The sequence below is a fragment of the Modestobacter versicolor genome, from assembly GCF_014195485.1.
GTDB classification, from domain to species: Bacteria; Actinomycetota; Actinomycetes; order Mycobacteriales; family Geodermatophilaceae; genus Modestobacter; species Modestobacter versicolor.
Map to the genome: position 1 here is coordinate 1,058,281 of NZ_JACIBU010000001.1, position 15,351 is coordinate 1,073,631.

Here is a 15,351-nt window from a genome sequence, read left to right on the forward strand (position 1 = left end):
CGGCGCGCGCAAGAGCTCTTCCGTCAGGCGGAGGCGGCGCGGCGACGGCGGCGCTGCGAGAGCTCGTCGTCGGCGTGCGGGCCGCCGTCGAGCCGCTCGGCCGGCAGCTCGGCCAGCTCGCCGGAGAGCTCGCGGAGCGCGCCGGAGACGGCGATGCCGAAGACGCCCTGACCGCCGGCGAGCAGGTCGACGACCTCCTCGGCGGAGGTGCACTCGTAGACCGTGGCGCCGTCGGAGAGCAGCGTGATGTTGGCCAGGTCCTTGACCCCGCGGGTGCGCAGGTGGTCGACGGCCTTGCGGATGTTCTGCAGCGAGACCCCGGTGTCCAGCAGCCGCTTGACGACCTTGAGCACCAGGATGTCGCGGAAGGAGTAGAGGCGCTGCGTGCCCGAGCCGGTGGCGGTGCGGACCGACGGGGCGACCAGACCGGTGCGTGCCCAGTAGTCGAGCTGCCGATAGGTGATACCAGCGGCGGCGCACGCCGTCGGACCGCGGTACCCGACCGACTCGCTGTCGACCTCGTCGTAGGAGGGAGCGCCCACTGCGGCGTCGCTGAACAGCTGACCCTGCGAACCGTCGTCCTGGTCGCTCATCCAGCGCCTCCTCGATCTCTGCACCCAGCAGCTGGGCCGCCGCCGGCAGTGGCCGGCGGGGTCACCTGGGCGTGGCTCATGGAGTCACACGCACGTGATTCGCTGACGGTAGGCCCGGGCCGGGACCCGGTCAACCGAGACGCGCGGTCGAGGCGCGCTGGCACCCTCCGCAGGGTGAGCTACGGCCCCCTCTCCCCCGCCCCGAGCCTGCGAGGGGTGGGGGAGAGGGGGCCCTTCGTCAGGTGGGGGTGCTGCCGCCGGAGCCGGAGCCGGCGCCGAAGTCCTCGGGACTGATGTTGTCCAGGAACTCCCGGAACTTCTCCACCTCGTCCTCCTGCTCGTCGGGGATCTCGATCCCGACCTCGTCGAGCAGCGACTCGGCGCCGTAGATCGGGGCACCGGTGCGGACGGCGAGGGCGACGGCGTCGGACGGGCGGGCGCTGACGGTGCGCTCGTCACCGAAGAGCAGCTCGGCGATGTAGATGCCGTCGCGCATCTCGGTGATGTGCACGGCCTCGAGGTTGGCGCCGAGGGCACGCACCACCTCCCGCAGGAGGTCGTGGGTCATCGGGCGGGCCGGGCGGACGCCCTGCTGCTCGAAGGCGATCGCCGCCGCCTCGGTCGCGCCGATCCAGATCGGGAGGTAGCGCTCCCCCTGGGTCTCCTTGAGCAGCAGGATGGGCTGGTTGCCGGGCAGCTCGACCCGGACGCCGACGACTCTGAGCTCCTGCACGTCTGGCTCCCCTCCGCTGAGGTCCCCCGTTGGGTCCCGCTGGTGCGCGCTGCTGGTGCCCTGCTGCGGTGCCCTGCCTGCGGCCGGCGGGACCCCGGTGGGCGGGGCACCCGGGGGTGCCCGCTCCCCCGCAACGGTACGCCAGCGGTCAGCCGCCGAGGACCTCGCGCAGGCGGGCCTCCAGCAGGGCGCCGTGCAGCTGGGCGGAGAGCGCGGCGAGCTCCTGCAGCTGCTCGGTCGCCCGGGTGCGGGCCTCCTCCGCGCGGGACAGCAGCACCGGCGCGACGAGCTGCTCGAGCAGCGCCGCCTCCCGTTCCGCGCCGGTGCGGTACACCCGCAGGTGCCGGGGCTCGATGCCGTGCCGGGCCAGCCCGGCGGCGGCCCGGGCCACCGGCAGGTCGACCGGCCGGTGCCGGCCCTGGGAGTCGGGGGCGACCAGGCCGAACTGCACGCAGTCGGCCAGCTGCTCGTCGGTGAGCCCGGCCGCGCGGGCGAACTCCGCCGCCGGCAGCGGGGCGGTGGCCACCGGCTCCTCGGCCGCCGGTCCGGCCGCGGCGTCGCCGTCGGGCCGGCCGGGGAGCTCTTCGCCGCGGTCGAGCGCGTCGAGATGCTCCTTGATCACCCGGAGCGGCAGGTACTGGTCACGCTGGGCGGCCAGCACGTACCGCAGCCGGGCGACGTCGGCGGCGGAGAACTTCCGGTAGCCCGAGGGGGTCCGCTGGGGGTGGACCAGCTCCTCGGACTCCAGGTACCGGATCTTGCTGATCGTCACGTCCGGGAAGTCCCCGCGCAGCGCGCCGAGGACCCCACCGATCGTGAACCGGGGTGCCGTGTCGTCGGTGTCCCGGTCCGCGCTTCCGCTGGGCTGGGGCACCGCGCTCACTGCTCTCGTCCGCTCGCGTCCCGCGCTCGGCTGGCAGCGGAGGTCATGCGCCGGCCGGCTCGCCCGTCCGCGGCCCGGTCAGGTACACCAGGCGGAACTTGCCGATCTGCACCTCGTCGCCACCGGCCAGCGAGGCGACGTCGACCGGCTCGCGGTTGACGTAGGTGCCGTTGAGGCTGCCGACGTCGTGCACGGTGAAGCCGCCGCCCTCGCGGTGGAACTCGACGTGCCGCCGGCTGACGGTGACGTCGTCGAGGAAGATGTCGCTGTCGGGGTGCCGACCGGCGGTGGTGACCTCCTGGTCGAGCAGGAAGCGGCTGCCGGCGTTCGGGCCGCGCTTGACCACGAGCAGCGCCGAACCGGCGGGCAGCGACTCGACGGCACCCGCGTGCGCGTCGGCGGTCGACTCGGCGACCTCGGCCTGCTCGCCGGAGTCCTCGCCGCCGACCTTGGGGATGATGCTGGTCGACTCACCGACCCGCTCGGGGCTCAGGGCGGACCCGCACTGGGCGCAGAATCGGCTGCCCTCGGGGTTCTGGTGGCCACATCGAGTGCAGAGCACGTCGGTCTCCTCCGGTGCAGGCGGCACCGCCGCGGGCCTGGTGGTACGGCCGCGGTCGGCCGGCGGACGACGGGCCGGTCGGCTCGTCGTAGGTCGGCCACCGCGGGTTCGCGGTCGGGCCGGGGGTCATGGAACCAGCGGCTGACCCGAGGGTCAACCGGACGTACAGGCTGAGGGTCGGGGGTCCCGCGGGAACTCACGGGCCGACCGTCTGGGGGAATGATAGTGATCTACGGTCCACCCGCGGGCACGGCGGGGGGTCCGGGCGGGTCCTGGCCGGTCCGGCGGCCCACCGGTCCCGGGAACGGCCCGGCAGGCGGCCCGGAGGGCGGCTCAGGACGCGTTGACGACGGCCTCGTAGGCCGCGGCGTCCAGCAGGTCCGCCGTGGGGTCGCCGCCGTCGCCGGTCACCCGGATCTCGACCAGCCAGCCGGCCCCGTAGGGGTCGCTGTTGACCGTCTCGGGGGTGTCGGCGAGCGCGTCGTTGACCGCGGAGACCACCCCGGACACCGGCGAGTAGACGTCGGAGACCGACTTGGTGGACTCGACCTCGCCGATCGGGTTGCCCGGCCCGACCTCGGCACCGACCTCGGGCAGCTGGACGAAGACGATGTCGCCCAGGGCGTCCTGGGCGTGGTCGGTGATCCCGACCCGGACCACCGTCTCCGCCCCCTCGGAGCCCTGCACCAGGGCCCACTCGTGCTGGTCGGTGTAACGACGGTCGTCGGGCGTGGCCATGCAGCATCTCCAGGTGGGTGTCGGTGCGGGTACGGCCCCCTGCAGGGACCCGGCGCGAGCGCAGCGAGGGTCGGGGGGCAGGGGGTCCTTCTTCAGTCCCCGTCGTCGGGGTCAGCGTATTGAGGCTCGTCGAGCGGCCGCAACGCGTCCACCACGACCAGGTCGGACTGGACGATGTCGACGCTGCCGCCGCGCCCGCCGACCCGGCTGACGACGCCGCCGGGGATGCTCATCGCGGTCGCCATGTCCTGCGCGGAGCCGATGACCACGAACGTGTAGGGCGCGGTCACCCGCTTGCCGTCGATCCGCAGCTCGCCCGGGCTGCCGGTGACGGCGCTGCTGACGCCGATCCGGACGTCGTCGACCTGCATGGTCTCCGCCCCCGCCCCGCGGAGCTCCTGGATGGCGGTGAGCAGCACCGCGGAGGGGATGGAGCCCTCCGGGTCGCGGACGGTCATCGTGATCCCCGGCCCCTGGGCGGCGATGGTGCCGTTGAGGATGCCCAGCGCCTCCGCCCGGTCGCGGGCCTCCTGCAGCGCGGCCGCCGCCTGGCTGTCGGAGCTGCCCAGCTGGTCCAGCGCGGCCCGCTGGTCGGCGATCTCCTGCCGCAGCCGGTCCTCCTGGGCGGTGAGGTCGTCGAGGATGCGGACCAGGTCCTCCTCGCGGGCCCCGGCGAGCTGCTCGTCGGTGTCGGTGCTGCGCACCTGGACGGCGAAGGCGAAGCCCAGCAGCAGGGTGAGCACGCCGATGAGGACGGCGGCCAGCCGGTCGCTGCGCCGCCGCGGGCTCGGCCGGGCGGCGTCGTCCGGGCGCGGCTCGGGCGCGGGCTCCGGGGCGGGCTCCGCGACGGCGTCGTCCCCGGTGACCGGGTCGGTGTGCTCCGGGGCGGGGCTCGGGTCCGGGTCCGACGCCCGGATCGAGCCCGGGTCAGCCGGGTCGGGGCCGGTGCCCTGCTCGGCGCTCATGCCCGGAACAGGTGGCGCCGGATCGCCGCCGCGTTGCCGAAGATCCGGATGCCGAGCACGACGACGACGGCGGTGGACAGCTGCGCGCCGACGCCCAGCTGGTCGCCGAGGAAGACGATGAGCGCCGCGACGACGACGTTGGACACGAAGGACACCACGAACACCTTCGCGTCGAAGATGCCGTCGAACCGGGCGCGCACCCCACCGAAGACGGCGTCCAGCGCCGCGACGACGGCGATCGGCAGGTACGGCTGCAACCACAGCGGCACGCTGGGGTCCAGCAGCAGCCCGAGCACCACGCCGACCGCGAGTCCGAGGATCGGGATCACGGGTCAGCCTCCGTCGGTGGTGGTCTCGGGGGTGGCCGCGTCGGTGCCGGCGCCCGTCCCGGTGGTCTGGTCGGTGGCGCCGGCCTGGTCCAGCGGCTCCGCGGACCGCAGCTCGGCAGCGGTCGCGGCGGGCAGGTCCAGGTCGTCGACCTGCCCGACGTTGAAGACCACACCGTATTGGGGGGTCAGCTGACCGAGGAGGCGGGCCTCCGGCGTGCCGAGGAAGGCGTTCTGCAGGTCCTGCGGGTCACCGATGGCCAGCACCTCGTAGGGGGCCGCGATCGGCCGCAGGTTGACCAGGATGGCGTCGCCGGCCTGCCGGACGGTGGTGGTGGCCCCGATCCGCTGGCCGTTGATGGCGATCGCCTCCGCGCCCGAGGCCCACAGCGCGTTGAGCAGCAGCCGCAGGTCGTTGTCCTGCACGATGCCGGGCTGCGCCACCTCCTCGGAGCCGCCCACCGGGTCGCTGTCGGCCTCCGGCGGGGCGTTGTCCATGGTCACCCGCATGCCGGGGCCGGAGACGGCGACCGTGCCCGCCCCCTGCTCGGCCTCGGCGAGTGCCTCCAGCGCCCGCTGGCCGGTCGAGCTGGCCTCCAGCGCCCGTTCCCGGGTGCGGGCCACCTCGGCGGTCAGCTCCTCGAGCTGGGCCACGAGGGCGTCGGAGGTCTCGGACTCCGCCGCGATGTCCGCGCGCAGCGCCTCGCGGGCCTGCTCGCGGCCCTGCGCCCCGGCCGCCGCCTCGCGGTAGGTGACCGACGCCAGCAGCCCGGCGATCAGCAGCGTGAGGGCGACCAGCAGCTGCCCCCGGTGCCGGCGCAACCAGGGCGATCCACCGACGGGCGCGCCGGGGGCCGACGCGCGCGCCGCGCGGTCGGCGGCTGCCTGCGCGTAGGCCGGGTCGAGGGTCTCGGCGAGCACCTGGTCCAGCAGCGACGCGCCCAGCGACCGCTGCCGGCCGGGGGCGGTCACGAGCGGGCCCCGGCCCGCCGGTCCCCCGCCAGCAGACCGGCTGCCTGCACGACGTAGAGGACGCCGGCCAGCACGTACAGCGCCGCGCCCCACACGGTGAGGGCGTAGGCGATCGGCTGGGCGACCGACGCCACCGGGTTGTCGCCGTCGGCGAGCAGCAGCAGCGGGAAGGCGTAGAGCAGCAGGAAGGTGGCGGCCTTGCCGAGGTAGTGCACCTGCAGCGGCGGCCAGCCCGCCCGGCGCAGCAGCAGCAGCGTCACCGCCAGCACCAGCTCGCGCCCCAGCAGGACCAGGACCACCCAGAGCGGGATGACGTCGCGGATGACGAAGGCCACCAGCGTGGCGACGATGTAGAGCCGGTCGGCCGCCGGGTCGAGCAGCGCGCCGAGCCGGCTGGACTGGCCGAGGGCGCGGGCCAGCTTGCCGTCGGCCCAGTCGGTGAACCCGGAGACGGCCAGCACGACGATCGCCCAGCCGTCGGCGTGCGGGCCGAGCAGCAGCCAGAGGAACAGCGGCACCCCGAGCAGTCGCAGCAGCGACAGCGCGTTCGGGATGGTCACCACCTGGTCGCCCAGGGAGTCGCGGTCGGCCAGCCGGTCCTCCGGCCGGGCCGCGTGCTCCGCCGGGGTGCCCACCGGAACGCCGGTCGCCCGGTCGTCCGCCGTCGTCATCGCCGCTCCACCTCGCCGTCCACCGGTGGCCAGGCTAGTGCCCGCCGGTGACCTCCCCCGCCACGACCGGCCCGGCGTCGGTCAGCGGGCCGGCCGGGCGGGCGGAGGGGTCAGCCCGGCACGCAGCCCTGCTGCAGCGACGGCAGCACGTTCGGCAGGCAGATGGGCAGCGGGACGGGGAGCGGCGCCGGCACCGGGACGTCGATGGTCGGCAGCGGGAGGGGCACCGGCACCGGCTGCGGCGCCGGCGGGAGGGCCGGCGCGGACGGGGGCGCGGGCGCCGGCGGGACCTGCTGGCCACCGGCGCTGCTGCCCGAGCCGCCACCTGACCCCGCTCCGGGACCCGAGCCCGCCCCGGAGCCCGTACCGGAGCCGGAACCGCTCCCCGCGCCCGTCCCACCACCACCGGATGCCGGCGGCTCCCCGGCCGGTGCGCCGGCCGGCTGCGGCTCGCTGCCCGCGGCGGCGGGAGCCGGTTGGCCGGGCAGCACGGTGGGCTGCCCGGGCCGGCTCGGGGTGCTGTCGCCGGCCCCGATGGCCGGGCCGGGCGCCGCCGGGCCGCTGCCCGCACCCGACGGGGCGGGCACCGGGCTGGTGGTGTCACCGACCAGCGGCAGGTCGGCCACCGGGATCCCGGCGGCGTACGCCGCGGCCAGCGCGAGCACCTGGTCGACGTAGCTGTCGGAGTGGTTGTAGGCGAGCAGGGCGCGGCGGCGTCCGGCGTCGGTGGTCAGGTCGCCGCCGGCGACGCAGAGGTAGGAGGCCGCGGCCAGGGCGGCGTCGTCGATGTCCGTGGGCTGCTCGTCGCCGTCGCCGTCGCCGTCGACCCCGTAGGAGCGCCAGGTGCCGGGGATGAACTGCATCGGCCCGACGGCCCGGTCGTAGCTGCGGTCGCCGTCCCACTGGCCGCCGTCGGAGTCGCTGATGAAGGCGAACTGCACCCCGTCCAGCGGCGGGCCGATGATCTGCGGGGTCGACGTGCCGTCGTCGTTGAGCACCGCGCCGCCGTACCGGCCGTGGTTGGACTCGACCCGCCCGATGCCGGCCAGCAGGGACCAGTCGAGGCCGCAGCCCGGCCGGGTGGCGGTCATCCGGGTGGCCGCGACCCGGTAGGCGTTGAGCGCCACGTTGGGGATGCCGTTGGCCGCCAGCCCGGTGATCACCGGGGCGTCCGCGGGCTCGGGCGCAGCGACGAGCACCGGGGCCGCCGGCAGGGTGACCGCACCGGCGGGCGGCACGGTGAGGTCGACGGCGCCCGCGGCTTCCCCGGCGGCGGAGGCGTCGCGCAGCACGGCCGCTCCGCCACCCGACGACCCGCCGGTGCTGGCGGCGGAGACGGCGCTGACCGTGGCCAGCACCAGCGCGGCGACGAGCAGCCCCTGGGTGCGCCGTCCGGCGGGTGGTGCGTCCGTGTCGCGCGGCTGCTCTGCCACTGCTGCTCCCCGAGGTCGGTCCGGCCGGCCGTGCCGCAGCAGGGAGCGGCCCCGAGCGCTGCGCAACCGCTGCTCGATCGCCGACTCCACGCTGAGAGGCTCGGTGGGCCGCCGTACCCGGTGGTGATCAGTCCATGCACGGACCGGTCGCCGCCCGGCGCCGTCCGGCCCGGGCGCAGGATGGGCGCGTGTGCACCGTGGTGGTCCGACGCTCCGGAGGCCGGCCGGTCCAGGTCCTCGCGCTGCGCGACGAGCTGACCAGCCGGCCCTTCGACGACCCCGGGCGGTGGTGGCCCGAGTTCCCCGACGTGGTCGGCGGCCGGGACGCCACCGCGGGCGGGACCTGGTGCGCCACCCGGGTCGGCACCGGCGCCACCGCCCTGGTGCTGAACCGCCCGCAGCGACCGGTGGCCACCCCGGGCGCCCCCAGCCGCGGCGTCCTCCCCCTGCTCGGCGTCACGCACGGCGCGGACTGGACCGCTCACGTCGACCCCACCGGGATGGCGAGCTTCCTGCTCGTGCTGGCCACCCCCGACCGGCTGGTCACCTGGGACTTCGACGGCACCCACCTCCGCGAGCAGGAGCACGGGCCGGGGACGCTGATGGTCACCTCGGGCGGCCCCGAGGACCGCAAGGCCGAGCGCTTCCTGGACCGGTTGACCGCCGCCGGCTCCCGGGACGAGTGGCGGCGGCTCGTCCAGGCCGCGCCGCCCACCGACGACCCGGGCGCGCTCGTGGTGCGCCACGAGCGCGACGGGAAGGTGTTCGCGACCGTGTTCGGCCAGCTGATCGAGGCCGAGCCCGGCCGGCTGTTGCTCGAGCACAGCCGCCGGCCGTGGACGGGTGAGCCGTGGACGACGCTCGCGGTGGGCGCACCCGGCTGACCGGCCGGGCTCAGCTGCTGATGTCGCCGGCGGGCAGCCCGCCGATGATGACGCGGGCCAGCTCGTCGTCCCGCGGCGGGCCGCGCCACTCGACCCTCAGCAGCGAGGCGTCGTCGTTGGTGCGACCGCCGCGCACCGCCATCAGGGCGTTCGAGAGCCGCCGGACGGTCTCGGCCACGCTCAGCCGTTCGGCGGTGGTCGGCTCGACCAGCTCCCCGAGCCGAAATGGTCCCCACCGGCCAGCCGCTCCTCGACCACGCCGTCGGTGAAGGAGAGCACCCGGTCCCCCGGCGTCAGCTGCACCGGCTCAGCACCACCGGCTCAGCACCACCGGCTCAGCACCGCCCCGCACGGCGAGGCGGTCGGCCCGGCGTCGAGGGCCCTCGATCACCAGGCAGGGCGCCGGCCACGCACGGCGCTGACGGACTCCAGCTGCTCGGCGAGCTGGAGCAGCTCGTCGTCGGCACCCCACCGGCCGACCAGCTGCACGCCGATCGGGAGCCCACCCGCGGTGGTGCCGAAGGGCAGCGACACCGCGGGCGACCCGGTGAGGTTGAAGGGCACCGTCGCCCGCATCACGTGCCGGGCGGGCACCGTCGTGCCGCCGACCTCGAGGCGGCCCCGGGCATGGGGCGGCGCCGCGAAGGGGACGACCGGGCACAGCAGGACGTCGTGGTCGTCGAACCACCGGGCGGCCGAGGCGCGCAGCGCGGCGACCTCCTGCTCGGCCGCCGCCACCTCCGCGGGCGTGACCTCCGGCGCGGCCATCGTGCGCGTGAGCACCGGGTGCAGCTCCGCCTCGCGACCGGCGGTCAGCTCGCGGAGGTACGGCCCGATCTCGGCGGTGAAGAGGGTGGCCGACAGCTCCGTGCAGTCGCGCGACGCCAGCCAGGGCACCGTCACCTGCCGGCAGTCGGCGCCCAGCCCGGCCAGGGCCTCGGCCGCGGTCGCGACGGTCGCCGCGACGTCGGGGTCGATCGGCCCGAAGGCGTCGGTGGTCCAGCCGACGCGGTACCCCGACGCCGGGCCACCGCGGGCCGCCCCCGCCGTGGAGGTGCTGCCCGGCCCCACCAGCAGTCCCAGGGCGAGGCGCAGGTCCGCCACGCTGCGCGCCATCGGTCCGGCGTGCCACCACCGCGCGAGCGCGCCCGGGAAGTGACCGGTCGTCGGGACCCGTCCGTGGGTGGGCTTGATCGACGCGATGCCGGTGTCGTGCGCCGGGCCGCGCACGGAGATCGCCACGTCGCTGCCCAGACCCAGCGGCGACAGCCCGGTGGCGATGGCCGCCGACTCGCCGCCGCTGGACCCGCCCGGCGTGCGCTCCGGGTCGTAGGGGTTGAGCGACCGACCGGCCAGCCGGTTGTCGGTCTCGGTCCAGTAGGAGAACTCCGGCAGGTTGGTCTTGCCGAGCAGGATGCCGCCGGCGGCCCGCAGCCTGGCCACCGCGGGGGCGTCCAGCGCGGGCACGTGATCGCGGAACAGCAGGGAACCCCGGGTCGTCCGCACCCCGGCGGTGTCGAAGGAGTCCTTGACCGTGAACGGCACACCGCCCAGCGGCCCGGGCATCGGGCGGCGGGCGGCCTCGAGGCTCTCCTCGGCCAGCACGGTGACGAAGGCGTTGACCCGGTCGCCCACCGCACCGATGCGGTCCAGGTGGGCCTGGACCACCTCGACCGAGCGGACCTCACCGGCCGCGATCAGGCGCGCGAGCTCCCCGGCGTCGAGCCAGACCAGGTCAGCTGCGTCCACCCGCCGCACGCTACGCACCGGGCCCGGCGCGGCCGAGGCGCGACGCAGCAGAGGGGCTCCGTCCTGTCGGACGGAGCCCCTCTGCTGCGTGCTCTGTCGGGCTGACAGGATTTGAACCTGCGACCCCTTGACCCCCAGTCAAGTGCGCTACCAAGCTGCGCTACAGCCCGAGCTCCGAGCGCCTCGCGGCGTCGATCGCTGCCGGAGCAGATTACCGCACGCGCTCAGCGCCCCCGACGGGCGGGGATCAGCCCTTGTGGTGGTCGCGCGCCTTGGTCTCCCGCACCTTGACCGACACGTCGATCGGGGTGCCGTGGAAGCCGAACTGCTCGCGCAGCCTGCGCTCCAGGAACCGCCGGTAGCCCGCCTCCAGGAAGCCGGTGGAGAAGACGACGAACCGCGGCGGCCGGATGTCGGCCTGGGTCACGTACTTGATCTTCGGGGCGCGGCCACCGCGGGCCGGCGGCGGGGTCTCCTGCACCAGGGCCCGGATGAAGGTGTTGAGCTCCGCGGTGGGCACCCGGGTCTCCCAGCCGGCCAGGGCGGTCTTCAGGTGGTCGGCGAGCTTGTTCACCCCGCGCCCGGTCAGCGCCGAGATGTTGACCCGGCTGGCCCACTTGACCCGGGCCAGGTCGCGGTCGATCTCCTTCTCCAGCTGGGCGTGCCGGTCCTCGTCCAAGGTGTCCCACTTGTTGAAGGCGATCACCAGCGCGCGGCCGGCGTCGATCACCTGGGTGATCACCCGCTGGTCCTGCTCGCTGATCACCTCGTCGGCGGCCAGCAGCACGACGGCGACCTCGGCGGCCTCGATCGCGGCCTCGGTGCGCAGGCTGGCGTAGTACTCGGTGCCGCTGGCGGTGTTCACCCGGCGGCGCAGCCCGGCGGTGTCGACGAAGCGCCACTCCTCACCGCCGAGGGTGACCAGCGAGTCGACCGGGTCGACGGTGGTGCCGGCGACGGAGTCGACGACCGAGCGCTCCTCCTTCGACAGCCGGTTGATCAGGCTTGACTTGCCGACGTTCGGGCGGCCGACCAGCGCCACCCGGCGCGGTCCGCCGACCTCCTCGGTCTCCCGCGGGGCCTCGGGCATCGCGTCGAGGACGAGGTCGAGCAGGTCACCGCTGCCCCGGCCGTGCAGCGCGCTGACGGTGTAGGGCTCGCCGAGGCCCAGCGACCACAGCTCGGCCGCGTTGGCCTCGCCGCGCTCGTCGTCGACCTTGTTGGCGACCAGGATCACCGGGCGGTCGCTGCGCCGCAGCACCTTGGCCGCGGCCAGGTCGGTCTCGGTCGCGCCGACCGAGGCGTCGACGACCAGCACGATGACGTCGGCGGTCTTCATCGCGTACTCGGCCTGCCGGGCGATCGCCGCGGCCATGCCGGTCGCCTTGGGCTCCCAGCCGCCGGTGTCGACGACGGTGAAGTTCTTGCCGTTCCACAGCGCCTGGTACGGGATGCGGTCCCGGGTGACCCCGGGGATGTCCTGGACCACCGCGGCGCGGCGGCCGATGAACCGGTTGACCAGGGTGGACTTGCCGACGTTGGGCCGGCCGACGACGGCCACGACGGGCAGCGGCCCGGTGGGCTCGTCGAGGTCCGGGGGCAGGTCGATGTCGCTCATGCGGGCTCTCCTACTGCTGTGCGGGCCAGCTCGAGCACGCGCTCGACGACGGCCTCGCGGTCAAGCCCGGTGCTGTCGACGACCACGGCGTCGGCAGCTGGGCGCAGCGGGCTGTCGGCCCGGCTGCTGTCGTACTCGTCCCGGCGGCGCAGGTCGGCGGCGATCTCGGCGATCCGGCCGGGGTCGGTGACCCCGAGCTGGCCGGCCCGCCGTTCGGCGCGCGCCTCGGGAGCGGCGGTCAGGTAGATCTTGAGCGTGGCGTCGGGCAGCACGACGGTGCCGATGTCGCGGCCCTCGACGACGACGGCGTGGGCCTCGGCGACGAGCGCCCGCTGCCGGTCGACCAGCAGCCGGCGCACGGCCGGGACCGCGGAGACCGGTGACACGGTGCGGGTCACCTCGGCGCCCCGGATCCGCTCGGCCACGTCGACGCCGTCGACCGTCACCAGCTCGGCGTCGGCCGTCGTCCCCACCTGGATGTCGGCGGCGGAGACGGCGCGGGCGATGGCCTCGGCGTCGGAGAGGTCGACGCCGGCGTCCAGCACGGCGACGGTGGCCGCCCGGTACATCGCGCCGGTGTCCAGGTAGGCCGCGCCGAGCTGGGTGGCCACGGCGCGGGCGACGCTGGACTTGCCGGTGCCCGACGGCCCGTCGAGGGTGACCTGACCGCGGAACTGCCCGCTCACTGGGCGATGTCCTGCCGCAGGGCCACGGCACCGCGCAGGTACACGTGCTGCACGTCGGCGCGGGCCTTCGGCGTCTCGACGTGCGCCATCAGCCGCAGCACCCGGGGCAGGGCGTGCGGGACGGCGATCTCGGTGGCGCACATCAGCGGGACGTCACCGAGACCGAGCTCGCGCGCGGCCAGCGCGGGGAACTCCGACACCAGGTCGGGGGTGGCGGTGAACAGGATGCTGATCAGGTCCGCCGGGTCGAGCTCGTTGCGCTCCAGGACGGTGCTGACCAGCTCGCGCGTGGCACCCAGCACCTCGTCGCGGTCGTCGGCGACCACCTGCGTCGCACCCCGGATGGCTCGGACGGCCACAGCACTCTCCTCGATCGATGCGGTGCGCGGGTCGCCGTGCACCTCGGTCGAGTCTACGGAGCCCCCGCCACCTCCCCCGCCGCGCGGCGGGAGGGGTCAGCCCAGCGGCGCGAGGCCCCACGTGCCGGTCGTCGACTCCCCCGGCTCCAGCCGGATCACCGACTCACCGGTCGCGAACGCGTTCGGCGGGCAGGTCATCGGCTCGACGGCCAGGCCCTGCCGGCGGCGCGGCTCGGGCACCACGTCGCCGGTGAACAGCTGCAGGTGGCTGTAGGCGCCGTCCATCCAGACCGCGGTGCCCCGGCCGTCGGGCCCGGTCAGCCGCACCCAGGCCAGCCCGTCGGCGTCCCGCTCGAGGTCGGTGAAGCAGTGGTCGATGACCAGGTCGCCGATGAGCCGGCCCTCGCGCAGGTCGTAGGGCGTGCCCTCGACCTTGTCCGCCCCGGTGGGCAGCGCCCGCTCGTCGGTCTCCAGCCGGGTCGCGCCGGGCGCGACCAGCGTGCAGTCGTCGACGTGCAGGCCGACCCCGGCGGCGAGGTAGGGGTGGTGCCCCTCGCCGTAGGGCAGCGGGACGTCGCCCTCGTTGGTGGCCGTGGTCCGCACTCGCAGCCCGGCCGGCGAGAGCTCGTAGCCGACCTGCAGCCGCAGCGTCCAGGGGTAGCCGGGCTGCGGGTGCAGCAGGTGCTCCAGCCGCACCGAGTCGCTGGTCCGGTCGACGACCCGCCAGGGCGCGTAGCGGACCAGTCCGTGGATGGCGTTGCCGGTCTCCGGCTCCGACAGCGGGGTCTCGTGATCCTCGCCGTCCCAGCGGAAGCGGCCGTCGCGCAGCCGGTTGGGCCAGGGCGCGAGGACGTGCCCGCGCGCGTTGCCGGCCATCTCCCGCTCGCCGAAGCCGTCGAGCAGGTCGCGGCCGGCCGACCGGTAGGTGCGCAGGCCGCCGCCGACCTCGACGACGACGGCCTCCGCGTCGGCGCTGCGCAGCACGTACTGCTCGCCGGTGGGCAGCACGCTCACCCGAGCCGCTCCCCGCTGCCGACGTCGAACAGGTGCACGTGCCCGCGGCGCGGCGTGACGTGGAAGGTCTCGCCCTTGGCCGGGGGACGGCGGCCGTCGACGCGGGCGATGATCTGGTGCTCGCCGTCGCCGACCTTGGTGCGCCCGTAGACGTAGGCGTCCGCGCCGAGCTCCTCGACGACGTCGACCTCGATCGGCAGGCCGTGGCCGGACACCTCGAGGTCCTCCGGGCGCACGCCCAGGGTGACCTGGCGGTCGCTGGTGCGGCCCAGCACGTCGCGCGAGACCGGGTAGACGTCGTCGCCGAAGGAGACGCCGCCGTCGACCTGGTCGAGGGTGAAGAGGTTCATCGCGGGCGAGCCGATGAAGCCGGCCACGAAGACGTTCTTCGGCTGGTCGTAGAGCTCGCGGGGCTTGCCGACCTGCATCAGCAGCCCGTCCTTGAGCACGGCCACCCGGTCGCCCATGGTCATCGCCTCGACCTGGTCGTGGGTGACGTAGACCGTGGTGACCTGCAGGCGGCGCTGCAGCTGGGCGATCTGGGTGCGGGTCTGCACCCGCAGCTTGGCGTCCAGGTTGGACAGCGGCTCGTCCATCAGGAACACCTGCGGGCTGCGCACGATCGCCCGGCCCATGGCCACCCGCTGCCGTTGCCCACCGGACAGCGCCTTGGGCTTGCGGTCCAGGTAGGGCTCGAGGTCCAGGAGCCGCGCGGCCTCCTTGACCCGGGTGGTGATCTCGTCCTTGCCGACCTTGGCCATCTTGAGCGCGAAGCCCATGTTGTCCGCGACGGTCATGTGCGGGTACAGCGCGTAGTTCTGGAACACCATCGCGATGTCGCGGTCCTTGGCCGGGACGTCGGTGACGTCGGTGCCGCCGATCCGGATCGACCCGCCGTCGACCTCCTCGAGCCCGGCCAGCATCCGCAGCGACGTGGACTTGCCGCAGCCGGACGGGCCGACCAGGACCAGGAACTCGCCGTCCTCGACGCTCAGGTCCAGCGCGTCGACCGCGGGGCGGTCGCTGCCGGGGTAGCGGCGGGTCGCGTGGTCGTAGGTGACAGACGCCATCGTGTGCTCCTCCTACCGGCAGGAACGTGCCGGACGATCCGAGTGGGTGGTGCCCCCGACGCGGTCGCGGGTGCGGCCGGTCGCGGTGGTTCAGC

General features: G+C 75.1%; 18 protein-coding genes and 1 tRNA gene. 1 reads left to right on the forward strand and 18 read right to left on the reverse strand.

What is annotated here, in order from left to right; all coding sequences use genetic code 11:
• Nucleotides 1-23: 23 nt before the first annotated feature.
• From FHX36_RS05115 to FHX36_RS05160, 10 genes are all read right to left on the reverse strand, one after another.
• Entirely contained in the window at nt 24-593 is a 570-nt protein-coding gene (locus tag FHX36_RS05115) for a MerR family transcriptional regulator (protein ID WP_110553167.1), read from the reverse strand.
• Between the two features lie 238 nt (nt 594-831).
• Nucleotides 832-1,326, reverse strand: coding sequence for a bifunctional nuclease family protein (locus FHX36_RS05120; protein WP_110553168.1), 495 nt, complete (start codon nt 1,324-1,326; stop codon nt 832-834).
• A gap of 148 nt (nt 1,327-1,474) precedes the next feature.
• Nucleotides 1,475-2,200, reverse strand: coding sequence for a transcriptional regulator FtsR (gene ftsR / locus FHX36_RS05125; RefSeq protein WP_258372887.1), 726 nt, complete (start codon nt 2,198-2,200; stop codon nt 1,475-1,477).
• 52 nt (nt 2,201-2,252) lie between these two features.
• Entirely contained in the window at nt 2,253-2,798 is a 546-nt protein-coding gene (gene odhI, locus FHX36_RS05130) for an oxoglutarate dehydrogenase inhibitor Odhl (RefSeq protein ID WP_221202774.1), read from the reverse strand.
• 306 nt (nt 2,799-3,104) lie between these two features.
• The gene (gene gcvH / locus FHX36_RS05135; RefSeq protein ID WP_110553171.1) at nt 3,105-3,509 is read right to left on the reverse strand and encodes a glycine cleavage system protein GcvH; all 405 of its coding nucleotides are present in this window, start codon (nt 3,507-3,509) and stop codon (nt 3,105-3,107) included.
• A 92-nt stretch (nt 3,510-3,601) separates the two neighbouring features.
• Nucleotides 3,602-4,474, reverse strand: coding sequence for a DUF881 domain-containing protein (locus FHX36_RS05140; RefSeq protein WP_220036013.1), 873 nt, complete (start codon nt 4,472-4,474; stop codon nt 3,602-3,604).
• A complete protein-coding gene (locus tag FHX36_RS05145; RefSeq protein ID WP_110553172.1) occupies nt 4,471-4,803 on the reverse strand; it encodes a small basic family protein in 333 nt (110 codons plus the stop codon). The genes FHX36_RS05140 and FHX36_RS05145 overlap by 4 nt, the downstream gene beginning before the upstream one ends.
• 3 nt (nt 4,804-4,806) lie before the next feature.
• The gene (locus FHX36_RS05150; RefSeq protein ID WP_110553173.1) at nt 4,807-5,772 is read right to left on the reverse strand and encodes a DUF881 domain-containing protein; all 966 of its coding nucleotides are present in this window, start codon (nt 5,770-5,772) and stop codon (nt 4,807-4,809) included.
• On the reverse strand, nt 5,769-6,443 hold the full coding sequence (clsA, locus tag FHX36_RS05155; protein WP_110553174.1) for a cardiolipin synthase ClsA: 675 nt from the start codon (nt 6,441-6,443) through the stop codon (nt 5,769-5,771). The genes FHX36_RS05150 and clsA overlap by 4 nt, the downstream gene beginning before the upstream one ends.
• A gap of 110 nt (nt 6,444-6,553) precedes the next feature.
• Nucleotides 6,554-7,876: a lytic murein transglycosylase gene (locus tag FHX36_RS05160; protein ID WP_183513555.1), complete on the reverse strand. Its 1,323-nt coding sequence runs from the start codon at nt 7,874-7,876 to the stop codon at nt 6,554-6,556.
• A gap of 188 nt (nt 7,877-8,064) precedes the next feature.
• Here FHX36_RS05160 and FHX36_RS05165 point away from each other — a divergent pair, with 188 nt between their 5' ends.
• Nucleotides 8,065-8,760, forward strand: coding sequence for an NRDE family protein (locus FHX36_RS05165; protein ID WP_258372889.1), 696 nt, complete (start codon nt 8,065-8,067; stop codon nt 8,758-8,760).
• Nucleotides 8,761-8,770: 10 nt separating this feature from the next.
• Here FHX36_RS05165 and FHX36_RS05170 read toward each other — a convergent pair whose 3' ends face one another.
• From FHX36_RS05170 to FHX36_RS05210, 8 genes are all read right to left on the reverse strand, one after another.
• A complete protein-coding gene (locus tag FHX36_RS05170) occupies nt 8,771-8,938 on the reverse strand; it encodes a hypothetical protein (protein WP_181428851.1) in 168 nt (55 codons plus the stop codon).
• Between the two features lie 209 nt (nt 8,939-9,147).
• Entirely contained in the window at nt 9,148-10,509 is a 1,362-nt protein-coding gene (locus FHX36_RS05180; protein WP_110553183.1) for an amidase, read from the reverse strand.
• A gap of 96 nt (nt 10,510-10,605) precedes the next feature.
• Nucleotides 10,606-10,679: transfer RNA gene (locus tag FHX36_RS05185), tRNA-Pro, on the reverse strand.
• A gap of 77 nt (nt 10,680-10,756) precedes the next feature.
• Nucleotides 10,757-12,127: a ribosome biogenesis GTPase Der gene (der, locus tag FHX36_RS05190; RefSeq protein ID WP_110553180.1), complete on the reverse strand. Its 1,371-nt coding sequence runs from the start codon at nt 12,125-12,127 to the stop codon at nt 10,757-10,759.
• Nucleotides 12,124-12,813, reverse strand: coding sequence for a (d)CMP kinase (cmk, locus tag FHX36_RS05195; RefSeq protein WP_110553179.1), 690 nt, complete (start codon nt 12,811-12,813; stop codon nt 12,124-12,126). Before cmk ends, der begins: the two co-directional genes overlap by 4 nt.
• Nucleotides 12,810-13,172 (reverse strand): chorismate mutase, encoded by a 363-nt coding sequence (gene aroH / locus FHX36_RS05200; RefSeq protein ID WP_110553178.1) that lies wholly within the window; start codon nt 13,170-13,172, stop codon nt 12,810-12,812. The genes cmk and aroH overlap by 4 nt, the downstream gene beginning before the upstream one ends.
• A gap of 96 nt (nt 13,173-13,268) precedes the next feature.
• Nucleotides 13,269-14,186: an aldose 1-epimerase family protein gene (locus tag FHX36_RS05205; RefSeq protein ID WP_110553177.1), complete on the reverse strand. Its 918-nt coding sequence runs from the start codon at nt 14,184-14,186 to the stop codon at nt 13,269-13,271.
• The gene (locus FHX36_RS05210; RefSeq protein ID WP_110553176.1) at nt 14,183-15,256 is read right to left on the reverse strand and encodes an ABC transporter ATP-binding protein; all 1,074 of its coding nucleotides are present in this window, start codon (nt 15,254-15,256) and stop codon (nt 14,183-14,185) included. Before FHX36_RS05210 ends, FHX36_RS05205 begins: the two co-directional genes overlap by 4 nt.
• Between the last annotated feature and the right edge of the window lie 95 nt (nt 15,257-15,351).

Excerpts from the sequence above, each read along its gene's own strand:
- FHX36_RS05115 (WP_110553167.1), bottom strand. The coding sequence starts at position 593 with ATGAGCGACCAGGACGACGGTTCGCAGGGTCAGCTGTTCAGCGACGCC.
- gcvH (WP_110553171.1), bottom strand. The coding sequence starts at position 3,509 with ATGGCCACGCCCGACGACCGTCGTTACACCGACCAGCACGAGTGGGCC.
- FHX36_RS05140 (WP_220036013.1), bottom strand. The coding sequence starts at position 4,474 with ATGAGCGCCGAGCAGGGCACCGGCCCCGACCCGGCTGACCCGGGCTCG.
- clsA (WP_110553174.1), bottom strand. The coding sequence starts at position 6,443 with ATGACGACGGCGGACGACCGGGCGACCGGCGTTCCGGTGGGCACCCCG.
- der (WP_110553180.1), bottom strand. The coding sequence starts at position 12,127 with ATGAGCGACATCGACCTGCCCCCGGACCTCGACGAGCCCACCGGGCCG.
- FHX36_RS05210 (WP_110553176.1), bottom strand. The coding sequence starts at position 15,256 with ATGGCGTCTGTCACCTACGACCACGCGACCCGCCGCTACCCCGGCAGC.